This window comes from Streptomyces sp. W16, assembly GCF_033194735.1.
GTDB lineage: Bacteria > Actinomycetota > Actinomycetes > Streptomycetales > Streptomycetaceae > Streptomyces.
Window position 1 is genome coordinate 1 of the sequence record NZ_JAWOAI010000332.1, and the last position, 11,183, is coordinate 11,183.

Below are 11,183 nucleotides of genomic sequence, written 5' to 3' on the forward strand. Positions count from 1 at the left end.
CGGCCTCTTCGCCGGCGGCGACAACGTGCAGTCGCCGCCGGACTCCGCGTTCACCGTCAACGACGTGTGCGACGCGCACATCCTCTCCGCCGGCGCGGGTCCGGAACTGCGCGACGTCACGGCCGCGCTCGCCGAGATCGCCGGCGCGGCGTCCGAAAGCCTTGTGGTGGGCGGGGTGCACACTCCCAACCACCGTTGGGAACTGTGCGCGGCACTGGCCCGGCTGCATCGCTCCTTCCCGGACGGCCGGCTGCTCGCCCGCGTCGGGCAGTGGCTGGCGGAGGGCGTCGACATCGACGCGGAGGGCCTGTACTCGGAGCGCAGCGCCGTCTACGCCTCCCACGTCTCCAACCCGTCGCTCCTGCTCCTCGCCGACGTCCTCGACCGCCCCGACCTGCGGGACGCCGTCGAACGCAACCTCACCGCGACCCTGGACCTCATCAGACCCGACGGCACGGTGGAGACCGTCCACTCGCGGCGCCAGGACCAGCACGGGCGGTTCCCACTGGCGCCCTACCTCCCGCACTACCGGCTGCTCGCGATCCGCACCGGCCGGGGCGACTTCAGCCGAGCGGCGCACTGGGCGGAATCCGGCGGCATCGACGACCCCGACCTGCTCGCCGAGACCCTCCTCACCCCCGACCTGTGCCGCGAGATGCCGGTACGGGAGCCGGAACCCCTTCCCAGCCACCGCTACATCACCACGGCCCGCCTCGCCTCACGCACCTCCACCACCGCGCACAGCGTCCTGTACGGCGGCTCGGACGTGCCCGAGCAGCGCCGGATCCGCTCGGGGCTCGCCTGCAACCCCACCTTCCTACGGCTGTTCGCGGGCGAAGCGGTCCTCGACGCGGTCCGCCTCTCCCGGGGCTTCTTCGACCTGGGCCCGTTCCGCGCCGCCGACATGGAGCAGCTCGCCGACAACCGGTACCTGCTCACCGAAACCCTGACGGCCGCCTACTACCAGCCGCTCCCACCGGACCGGCGACGCGACGACGGCGCCTACCGCATGGCGGACGAGGGCCGCTTCTCGGCCGCGCTGGCCTTCCCCGACCGGCCCCGGGACGAGGTCTCCCACACGACCCGCGTCGAAGCGGACCTGCGGGAGGACGGCGCCGATCTGCGCATCGACATCAGCGGACCACGAGTGCCCTGGTGCCTCGAACTGACCTTCCGCCCAGGGGGAGTTGCGGAGGGCGCCGCACCGATCGGCGACGGACGCTGGTGCCTGACGACCGGGCCGATGACCTACCGGGTCGGCGACGACGAGATCCGTGTCGAGGTCGACGTCGAGGCGGGCGAACCCCTCGCCGGTCCGGACCGCGGCGACGTACTACGGTACGACCCGGGCCAGGACCACACGGTGGTGGGCGGCACCGACGCGACGACCGGGAACCGCGTCTACATCGGTGGAAACGGCCCGCAGACACTGAGCCTCGCCCTGCGCGCCCGCCGCCCCGCACCTGTCTTCTGACCCCGACGACCCACGCCACGGCCACCCCCGGCATGAAGGGCTGATCCACCCGTGCACCTCCTCCACCAGCGCGGCCCGCTGCACGACCTCCCCGACACCCCGGAGGCCTACGACGCGGTCCTCGCCGACGTCGTCGAGCAGGCCCTGCGGCGCATCACACCGGAGGGCAACCTCGAACACCCCGACTGCTACGACGACATCGGGGACACCTCGCTCGGGATCACGTCGCTACTGGCCTTCGCCTGGCAGCGCGGCAAGGACCCAAGGCTGCCGGAGGCGGTGCGGCACAGCCTCGCCTTCCATCTCGGGGAACGTGTCTACACGGAGGACAACCCCGGCTACCCGAACCTGAGGGTCCGCAACTCCGGGCTCCCGTACGCCCGTTACGTCCTGGAGGCGGGCGCACACCCCATCGGCGACTGGCCGAGCACGGTGTGGGCGCTGCTCCAGGCGGTCAACATCCTCGACGCGACGGACGGACTCGTTGACGACGAACAGCGCACCGCTCTCGTCGAGTTGGCGCACGGCTACTGGCGCTGGCTCACCGAGGCGACCTTCTTCAACCCGCAGGAGGCCGGCAACCAGGCCATCGGGTGTGTCGTCGGCGGCCTGATGCTGGCCCGCCATCTCCCCTCGGAGGAAGGGGAGTTGGTGCGTGAGCGTGCGCTGGCCGTGTACGGCGACGAGATCCGCGCCCACCGTGTGAGCGACCGCGGCGCCCTCCTCCCACCCGAGCACGGCGGCGCGTACGACAACAACTACGGCCCGATCTCCCTCTCCTTCCTCGCGCAGGCCCACATCGTCAGCGGCGAGGACGTCTTCGCCGAGGACGGCGAGGCGCTGGCCCGCTACATCGACGCACGCCTGACCAACGGCGGCTTCGACAACGGCGGCCCGCGCTACAGCGAGCAGCACTCCGCCTTCGAGTCGGTCCTCGGCCTGCGCTACTTCGGCAGTCGTATCGGCTCCGACATCGGCCGCTACCGGGGCGACAGCCGCTGGGCCCGGCACGCGGTCAAGCCGGACGGGGGAGTGGACGGGCACTTCGCGTGGATGCTGGTCTGGCAGATCCAGGACACCACGCGCTGGCACCGCACACCGTCCACGGAGGCGGTCCGCCATCAACTCCGCGCCGGTACCGTGTCGGTGGCCTTCGACAGCAGGATGACCCCGTCTGTGGTCGAGGCCGACGGCACGTACTACCTGCCCGCGGCCGTGAACCGGCAGCACGGCTTCGGCCCGGTGCTCGACGGCTTCCTGCTGTGCCGCCCGATGGGCGAGGTGCGGGTCCGCGACGTCCGCGCCGACGGCCTCACCGCCAAACTGGTCACCAAGCCGGTCGTCGGCCGTGACCACCTCCTGCGGCACATCCGGTCCCTGTACGTCACCGACGGCACGCGTCTGTGGACCGCGGTCGCCGTCGAACGGCTCGACGGAGCACCGTACTTGCTCGCCGGACTGCCCTACGCGGCGGACGACGGCGACCGGGTGCGCAGGACGGCGGAGGGCGACGTCACCTCCGCGGGCGCCCTGCGCCTCACCCACCCGACCGGCGAGGGCGCCGACCACTTCGACGCCCGCTCCGAACTCTCCCAGCAGGAGGCGGCGTTCGCCCTGGCCGCCGACCCGCGCGGCTACGGCAACCCGGACGAGGGCTGGAGCCACCTGGTCACCTCCACGGCCCTGGAGGCCGACCCGGCACCGGGCGCGCCGGCGGACCTGGACGTGTTCGTCGTCCGGTACGGCCCCGGAACCGGGCCGTTCACCGCCGAGTTCACGAACAGCGAGAACGGCGAACTGACCGTCCGCACCGAGGCGTTCACCGCCGTGATCGGGGACGCGGCGGGCGACGTCCACGGGGAGCCGGAGCTCACGCTCCACGCGTGAGTGCGACACCTCAGGCGCGCGGCGCGCCGTACGGCGAGGGCAGCGCGGCCGGGGGGATCACCAGATCCGCCCGGCCGCGCGTCGTGGCGACAAGGTCGGCGTTGCGCTGGTCCGTGCCCAACACCCAGGCCACGGCGGTCTCGTGGTCCTTGCCGAACTCCTCGTGCCGGGCGACGAGTCGGCGGACGCGTTCGCCCTCGTCGGCCTCGCAGAACCACACCTCGTCCAGACACGGCCGTACCCGCGCCCATGAACCCGCCTCCAGCAGCAGGTAGTTGCCCTCCGTCACCACCAGCCGGGCCGTCGGTTCCACCGGGATCGCGCCGGCGATCGGCTGCTCCAGGACCCGTTCGAAGCCGGGCGCGTACACGATCTCGTCGGTCTCCTCCCGCAGCCTCCGCAGCAGCGCCGCGTAACCGGCCGCGTCGAAGGTGTCGGGCGCGCCCTTGCGCCCGCGGCGGCCGAGCCGGTCCAGTTCGACGTCGGCGAGGTGGAAGCCGTCCATGGGGACGTGCGCGACCCACGGCTCCCCGGCGCCGTTGAGATCCCGCACCAGATGCTCCGCGAGGGTCGTCTTGCCCGCGCCCGGACTGCCCGCGATGCCGAGGACGGCACGTCGGCCGGGGCGGGCGAGAGCGGTGGCGCGGATGAGGAGGTCGTCGAAGGTCAGCGGCACAGAGAGAGTGTGCCATCCGTCTCGGTCGCCCGGCCGCGGCGATGATGTGCGGAAGATCGGGGAGTCGGCTCAAGAGAGACCATGGAGTGGGGGACAGGAACAGGAGCCGTCCATGCCCGACGACGCGACACAGATCCGCGCCCTGATCACCGACTGGGCCGAGGCCGTCCACCGCGGCGACCTCGACGGCGTACTGGCGGGCCACGCGGACGACCTCGTCATGTACGACGTGCCGCCACCCCACGCCGGCATCCACGGTCTCGCCGCCTACAGCGCCAGCTGGCCGCCGTTCTTCGAGTGGCAGGCACAGGGCGCCCGCTTCGACATCGACACCCTCGACATCACGGCCGGTACGGATGTCGCCTACGCCCATGCCCTGCTCCGCTGCGGCACCCCGGAGGAGTTCGCCGAACATCCCGCTCTGCGGCTGCGGCTCACCTTCGGCCTGCGCAAGGAGCACGGCCGTTGGCTGGTCGCGCACGAACACCACTCGTTCCCGCACGACTGACGTGGACCGGACCGACCGAACCCTCAGGCCACCTTGCCGATCAGTTCGGCGGCCACCCACCGGGCGGCATCGGCGGGGTAGGGCGCAGGCAGTCCGAGGACGATGTGGTGGAAGCCCGCGTCGGTCGCCTCGCGGATCGCGTCCCTGGTGGCCTCCGGCTTGTCGTACGACACGGAGAGGTGGATCGAGCGCGTGACGGAGCCCGGGTCGCGGCCGATCTCGGCGCAGTAGCGGTCGAGGAGCGCGCCGCGGTCGACGGCGTCCGCGATGTCGCCGCCGGGGATGTTCCACAGGTCGGCGTGCTCGGCGACCACGCGGAGCGTCGCGGCCGAGCGTCCGCCGATGAGGATCGGGGGGTGGGGGCGCTGGACGGGTTTGGGGTTGCCGAACGCTCCGGCGAGGTGGTGCTGGGTGCCGTGGAAGTCGAAGGGCTGCTCCTCGGTCCACAGCCGCCGGATCACTGTGCAGGCCTCGGCGAGGCTCGCCACGGCGTGCGCGGAGTCGTGGAAGGGCAGACCGTGGGCCTCGTACTCGCGCCGGGCCAGGGGATGGTCCGGGCGTGAGCCGACACCGATGCCGAAGTCGAGCCGACCGCCGGAGACGATGTCGACGGTCGTGGCGATCTTGGCCAGCAGCGCGGGCGGCCGGAAACGGTTGCTGGTCACCATCACGCCGAGCCGCAGTCGGCGGGTCTGCGCGGCGAGGGCCGAGAGCAGGGTCCAGCCCTCATACGCCGGTCCGTCCGGGTCGCCGCCGATCGGCATGAGATGGTCGAACAGCCAGGCGTGCTCGATCTCCGGCACGGTGTCCGCCTCGCGCCAGACACGCAGGAGTTCGTGGTAGTCGACCTGCATGGGAGCGGTCATGATTCCGAAGCTGGTTCGGGATGTGCGGGGCATGTCGCCTTCCGTCCTTCGGCCACGCGTGGTGGCAGGCATGGCTTGGTCGTCCGGCTTCCGCTCTGGCATCATGAGCAAGCGGAACGCTGTTCCGGAAAACGATACGGAACGCTGTTCCGTTTAGCAAGCTCTAGTGGTGGAGGAACTGCGCGGTGGGTGGCAACGAGGCGGACGCGGGCGGCGTGGCACAGTCCAAGCGGGCCGACGCCCGGCGCAACAAGGAGACCCTGCTCGACGCTGCCGCCAAGGTCTTCGTCGCGTCGGGTGTCGATGCTCCGGTGCGCGACATCGCGCGCGAGGCCGGCGTCGGACTCGGCACGATCTACCGCCACTTCCCGACGCGCGCGGACCTCGTCATCGCCGTCTACCGGCACCAGGTCGAGGCCTGCGCCGAAGCCGGCCCGGCGCTGCTGGCGAGCGGCGCCACCCCGTACGCCGCGCTACAGGAGTGGATCAGTCTCTTCGTCGACTTTCTGGTCACCAAGCACGGACTCGCCGCGGTGCTGCGGTCGGACAGTGCCGGATTCGAGGCGCTGCACACCTACTTCCTCGACCGCCTCCTGCCCGTGTGCGCCCAGCTGTTCGACGCGGCCGTTGCCGCCGGCGAGGTCCGGTCCGACCTGTCGGCCTACGAGATCATGCGCGGCGTCGGAAACCTCTGCGTCGGCGCGGAGGGCGACGACCGTTATGACGCCCTCCGGCTGGTCGATGTCTTCGTCGCGGGCCTACGGCGCTGATGCCGGTCTCGTTCATGTGCGGGTGACCGGCGCGTCACCTCTCGCTCATCCGGCGCTGAGATGTTCGCTCTGTCGGAAAAGTTGGCTATACAACTTGGCGAGAGAGTGATGGAGATGTCACAGTCCGTAGAAGACCTGCCGCTCACCTGGCTGCGGGACAACTGCCCCTGCACTCGGTGCCGGGACCCGCGCAACGGCCAGAAGCTGTTCCAGATCACCGAGCTGCCCGCCGACCTCGCGTTCGACGCCGTACGGCGGACCGCCGACGGCGTCGAGGTCGACTGGGCACCCGACGGACACCGGTCCGCGTACTCCGCGCGGTGGCTGACCGCCAACCGGCCCGACGTCGGGGACGGCCCCGGGTATCGTCGCGGCGAGACGGGCAAGACGCTGTGGGCTGCAGCCGACCTGAACAGCCGCCTCCCCGAGGCGAGTTGGGCGGAATATCTGAGCGACCCGGTGGTCAGGGCGCGGGTGCTGGAGTCGGTCCTCGGGCTCGGCTTCGCCCTGCTGCGCGAGGTGCCGTGCCGCGAGGGCCAGGTGCTGGAGGTGGCCGGGACCTTCGGGTACGTCCGCGAGACCAACTACGGGCGGCTCTTCGACGTACGGGTCGAACCGGACCCCAACAACCTCGCCTTCACCGGCGCCAGGATCACCCCGCACACCGACAACCCGTACCGCGACCCGGTGCCCACCCTCCAACTGCTGCACTGCCTGACCAACGCGGCGGCCGGCGGTGACTCCGGTCTGGTGGACGGGTTCAAGGCCGCCGCGCTGCTGCGTGCCGAGGACCCGGAGGCGTTCACGGTGCTGACCCGCACACCGGTGCCGTTCCGCTTCAGCGACGCGCACACCGAACTGGCCGCCGACCGGCCGCTGATCGACGTGGACGGCCACGGCCGGATCCGCGAGGTGCGCTTCAACAACCGCTCCATCGGCACCCTGTTGCTCCCCGCCGACGAGCTTGAATCCTTCTACCGGGCCTACCGCACCTTCGCGGAGATCACCCTGCGCCCCGAACTCCAGCTGGAATTCCGGCTGTTGCCCGGCGACTGCCTCATCTTCGACAATGTGCGGCTGCTGCACGCGCGCACCGCCTTCGAGGAGAGCGGCGCCCGTCACCTCCAGGGCACCTACGCCGACCTCGACGCGCTGGCCGGCACGTTGGCCGTACTGCGCCGCCAACGGGCTGTAGCGGGTGCGGAGTTCGTGGACGGGCTGGCCGAACTCTTCGAGGGGGAGGGGGCGGATACCTACCTCGGTGAGCAAGTGACCATGGCGCAACACATGTTGCAGGCCGCTGCCCGTGCTGAGGAGGCGGGCGCGCCCGACGCACTGATCGCCGCCGCCCTGCTGCACGACCTCGGCCACTTCCACGGACCGGTCAGCGGCGCGGAGTTGATGGAGGAGGGCATCGACAACCGGCACAGCCACACCGGGGCGGACCGGCTGGCCGAGTGGTTCGGCCACGGGGTCACCGAGCCGATCCGGCTGCACGTGGCGGCGAAGCGGTATCTGTGCGCGGTCGAGCCGGGCTACTTCGGCCGGCTCTCCCCGGCCTCGGTGCACACGCTGGAGGTGCAGGGCGGCCCGATGTCTCTGGCCGAGGCCGCCGAGTACGAGGCGAATCGCTATGCGGCCGACGGGATCGCGGTACGCCGCTGGGACGACGAGGCCAAGGACCCCGAGGCACCGACTCCGGACTTCGCACACTTCCGGCCGCTGCTCACGGGGCTGCTGCGGGGCGTCTGAGCAGGTTGACCGGCACTTGTTAGGGTTGCTCTCCGCGTCAAGCGGCTGGGGGACGGGTGGGGTGGGGACGGTCACTGCGTGGGTCGACCTGTGCCGGGCTGATAGGAGTCCTCGCGGCGACAGGATGCACGAGCCGTTCGCAGGGTTCGGCAGACGACGACATGGCGCCCGCAGCGCGGACGTATCTGTCGAAGGCCCTGGACATCATGGAGGAACACTCTCTTCTTCGGCACGAGGTCGACTGGGCGGACCTGCGGAACAAGGCGTTCGCGCAGGCACGCGGTGCGCGGAAGCCGGCGGACACCTACGATGCGATCGCTTCGGCAGTGCAGAGGCTGGGCGACGCCCACAGCAGCTTCATGGAGCCCGAGCTGGCCAAGGAGAAGCTGGAATCCTCCGCGGTCCATCTCGATGAACTGGAGGGCCGTTCACTGAAGAACGGCGTCGGCTACCTGTCCCTTCCCGGGGCGCGGGAATCCTAGCAGGCGTACGACAAGTACGTACAGCAGGCATGTTCGTGGATGCCGACGGCAAGAAGCGCATCTGGTCGATCAAGAACGGCGCCCCCTACGTGGACGGAAAGTCGAAGGGCTGGAGCGACGCCCCGCCCGTCGCGAGGAGCAGCCCGCCGGTCGCCGTCCTCACCGGTGAACGAACAGGCAGCGCGGGCGAGGCGGTCGTGGTGGCCTTCCGCGGGCGTCCCCACACCCGCTCCTTCGGCGAACCGACCTACGGCGTCCCCACGGGCAACGAGGCGTACCGGCTGTCCGACGCCGCCCTGCTGAACCTCACGGAAGTCAAGGACGCGGACCGGACAGGCCGTACCTACGACGAGGCGATCCCACCGGACGAGGAGATCGTCAAGAACCCGCTGGCACGTGACCGGGACGACGTCCTGCGAGCGGCCCAGGACTGGCTCCTCAAGCAGTCCGCCTGCGCACGACCGTGATCCGCTCCGGCGTTCTCCGGATCGCCGCTCACGCCTCGTCCGCCGACCGGCGGGCCAGTGAGCCGGAGGTGGCCGAGCTGTGGACGGTGAAGGCCACAGTCTCCGGTAGATAGCGGTCCTCGGACCACTCGATCGGCGTGCCCGCCGGGTCGGTGCTGCACCGCCGCTCGCGCAGCAGCGGATCGCCGGGCCTGCAGCCGAGCAGCCGGGCGTCCTCGGCGTCGGCCGGGCACAGATCGATGGTGTGCTGCGCGTCCGCGAACAGCACCCCCGACTCCTCCAGGGCCACTGTGTGCGACACGGTGTCCGGAGGCAGCCCGCTGATCAACTCGCCCACGGCGGACGGGTAGACGGTGCGTTCCACCATCACCGGTCGCCCCGAGAGCGTGCGCAACCGCCGTACCGCGTGGATCTCGGCCCCGGCCGGCAGCCGCAGGCGCTCGCGCTCGGTGGCGTCGGCGGGCCGGGTCTCCGCGGCGACGATCCGGCCACCCGGCTCGGCTCCCGTCGAGCGAGCCCAGCGGGTGAAACTGAGGAGTTCGCCGAAGCTCTGCGGCCTCGGCGTCCCGATCACGACGCGTCGGGTGCCGCGCCGTGAGGCGATCAGTCCCTCGGTGCGGAGCAGGGCCATCGCCTGGCGGACCGTGCCCCGGGAGACGCCGTACCGTTCGGCGAGCTCGCCCTCGGCCGGCAGCCGCCCGCCGGAGCCGTAGCGGCCCTCGCCGATCTCCCGGCCCAGGTCGGCCGCGACCTGCCGGTACATCGCGAGGGGCTTCGCCGTCCCGGCCGGGCCGTCCGTCACCGCACCTGTCTCCGTTCTGAGCGCCTTGGCCCCACGGCCGTCAGTCGTTGTCGGCGTTCTTCTTGTTCTTGATCCGCTCGGCTTCCTTGCGGACCTCGGCCTGGGTGGCGCGCTCCTTCTCCAGCCACTCGGGGCCGTCCTTCTTCAGCGCCTCGATCTGCTCGGTGGTGAGGGCCTCGGTGACACCGCCGCGGGCGAGACCCGCGATGGACACACCGAGCCTGGCCGCGACGACCGGACGCGGGTGCGGGCCGTTGGCGCGCAGCTCGCGCAGCCACTCGGGCGGGTTCGCCTGCAGCTCGTTCAGTTCGGCGCGGGAGACGTCACCCTCCTGGAACTCGGCGGGCGTGGCCTCTAGGTACACATCCAGCTTCTTCGCCGCCGTGGCGGGCTTCATCGTCTGGGTGGTCTGGTGCGACTTCATACCGCCAAGAGTATCGACCGTGTAAGAGGCCTCCGACCACGGCGGGTAACCTTGCGGGGTGACAGGCTCGGAAGCATCCCCCACGTTCCGGCTCGCGTACGTCCCCGGGGTGACGCCCGCCAAGTGGGTGCGGATCTGGAACGAGCGCCGGCCCGACGTCCCCCTGACCCTCGTACCGGTCCCGGCCGCCGAGGCGTCCTACGTACTGCGGCGCGGCGAGGCCGACGCCGGACTCGTACGGCTGCCGGTCGACCGTACGGTCCTCAGCGCGATCCCCCTCTACACCGAGGCGACCGTGGTCGTGGCACCCAAGGACCATGTCGTGACGGCGGCCGAAGAAGTGTCCCTCGACGAACTCGCCGACGAGGTGGTCCTCCACCCCCTCGACGATGTCCTCGACTGGGAACAGCCGCCCGGGGAGCCCGCGTTCGAGCGTCCCGCGACCACCGAGGACGCCGTCGAACACGTGGCGTCGGGCATCGGCATCCTCTACGTCCCCCAGTCCCTGGCCCGGCTGCACCACCGCAAGGACCTCACCTACCGGACCGTCCTGGACGCTCCCCAGTCGGACGTCGCCTTGTCCTGGCCCGAGGACGCGACCACCGACCTCGTCGAGGACTTCATCGGCATCGTCCGAGGCCGCACGGTCAACAGCACCCGCGGCCGTACCCCGCCACCGGCCCAGCCGAAGACGAAGGGGAAGCGCACTGAGGCCCCGGCGCGCCGCAAGCCCGCCGCCGGAAAGGCGACCGGTAAGACCGGCACGACGGGCAAGAACCCGCGCGGCTCCTCCGGCGGCGCCAAGGGAACCAAGCGCGGCAAGCCCCGCGGTCGCTGACGACAACGGCGATCTGTTCAGACCGAGGCACCTGGTCGCCTCCGCCTGGGCGAGGACCCCGGCCAGCATTCGGAACAGGTCGTCCGTCGCGTCGGCCGCGCCCAGCACGGCAGCGCGCCCAAGGCCAGGACAGCCGCCGCGAGCGATCACAGGCGAGGCGGCGGAGTCGTCTGCAGCGCCGCGATCCGCCGGGTGACCGCATGGTCGGTGAAACCCAACGCGCAGGCAGCGCGCGGG

General features: G+C 71.2%; 12 protein-coding genes. 8 read left to right on the top strand and 4 right to left on the bottom strand.

Annotation, left to right across the window (positions count from 1 at the left end; all coding sequences use genetic code 11):
• Both R6V09_RS34060 and R6V09_RS34065 read left to right on the top strand, forming a co-directional pair.
• On the top strand, nt 1-1,474 hold a 1,474-nt coding region (locus R6V09_RS34060; RefSeq protein ID WP_317885322.1), incomplete at its 5' end, for a hypothetical protein.
• Nucleotides 1,475-1,525: 51 nt separating this feature from the next.
• Nucleotides 1,526-3,361 (top strand): hypothetical protein, encoded by a 1,836-nt coding sequence (locus R6V09_RS34065; RefSeq protein WP_317885323.1) that lies wholly within the window; start codon nt 1,526-1,528, stop codon nt 3,359-3,361.
• A 10-nt stretch (nt 3,362-3,371) separates the two neighbouring features.
• Here R6V09_RS34065 and R6V09_RS34070 read toward each other — a convergent pair whose 3' ends face one another.
• Nucleotides 3,372-4,037, bottom strand: coding sequence for a nucleoside/nucleotide kinase family protein (locus R6V09_RS34070; protein ID WP_317885324.1), 666 nt, complete (start codon nt 4,035-4,037; stop codon nt 3,372-3,374).
• A 112-nt stretch (nt 4,038-4,149) separates the two neighbouring features.
• Here R6V09_RS34070 and R6V09_RS34075 point away from each other — a divergent pair, with 112 nt between their 5' ends.
• Entirely contained in the window at nt 4,150-4,545 is a 396-nt protein-coding gene (locus R6V09_RS34075) for a YybH family protein (protein ID WP_317885325.1), read from the top strand.
• A 23-nt stretch (nt 4,546-4,568) separates the two neighbouring features.
• Here R6V09_RS34075 and R6V09_RS34080 read toward each other — a convergent pair whose 3' ends face one another.
• Complete coding sequence (locus R6V09_RS34080) at nt 4,569-5,444, bottom strand: LLM class flavin-dependent oxidoreductase (protein ID WP_317885326.1); 876 nt, start codon at nt 5,442-5,444, stop codon at nt 4,569-4,571.
• A gap of 152 nt (nt 5,445-5,596) precedes the next feature.
• Between R6V09_RS34080 and R6V09_RS34085 the strand changes: the two genes are divergently transcribed.
• From R6V09_RS34085 to R6V09_RS34100, 4 genes are all read left to right on the top strand, one after another.
• The gene (locus tag R6V09_RS34085; protein ID WP_317885327.1) at nt 5,597-6,181 is read left to right on the top strand and encodes a TetR/AcrR family transcriptional regulator; all 585 of its coding nucleotides are present in this window, start codon (nt 5,597-5,599) and stop codon (nt 6,179-6,181) included.
• A gap of 114 nt (nt 6,182-6,295) precedes the next feature.
• A complete protein-coding gene (gene tmpA / locus R6V09_RS34090) occupies nt 6,296-7,933 on the top strand; it encodes a 2-trimethylaminoethylphosphonate dioxygenase (protein ID WP_317885328.1) in 1,638 nt (545 codons plus the stop codon).
• A gap of 161 nt (nt 7,934-8,094) precedes the next feature.
• Nucleotides 8,095-8,415, top strand: coding sequence for a hypothetical protein (locus tag R6V09_RS34095; protein WP_317885329.1), 321 nt, complete (start codon nt 8,095-8,097; stop codon nt 8,413-8,415).
• Between the two features lie 29 nt (nt 8,416-8,444).
• Nucleotides 8,445-8,882 (top strand): S41 family peptidase, encoded by a 438-nt coding sequence (locus tag R6V09_RS34100; RefSeq protein WP_317885330.1) that lies wholly within the window; start codon nt 8,445-8,447, stop codon nt 8,880-8,882.
• Nucleotides 8,883-8,910: 28 nt separating this feature from the next.
• Here R6V09_RS34100 and R6V09_RS34105 read toward each other — a convergent pair whose 3' ends face one another.
• Both R6V09_RS34105 and R6V09_RS34110 read right to left on the bottom strand, forming a co-directional pair.
• Entirely contained in the window at nt 8,911-9,684 is a 774-nt protein-coding gene (locus R6V09_RS34105) for a GntR family transcriptional regulator (protein WP_317885331.1), read from the bottom strand.
• Nucleotides 9,685-9,724: 40 nt separating this feature from the next.
• Nucleotides 9,725-10,108 carry a DUF5997 family protein gene (locus R6V09_RS34110; RefSeq protein WP_317885332.1) on the bottom strand — a complete coding sequence of 128 codons (384 nt, stop codon included), beginning with the start codon at nt 10,106-10,108 and terminating at the stop codon, nt 9,725-9,727.
• A 58-nt stretch (nt 10,109-10,166) separates the two neighbouring features.
• On the opposite strand from R6V09_RS34110, the gene R6V09_RS34115 reads away from it, so the two are divergent.
• The gene (locus tag R6V09_RS34115; RefSeq protein ID WP_317885333.1) at nt 10,167-10,946 is read left to right on the top strand and encodes a LysR family substrate-binding domain-containing protein; all 780 of its coding nucleotides are present in this window, start codon (nt 10,167-10,169) and stop codon (nt 10,944-10,946) included.
• Nucleotides 10,947-11,183 lie beyond the last annotated feature (237 nt).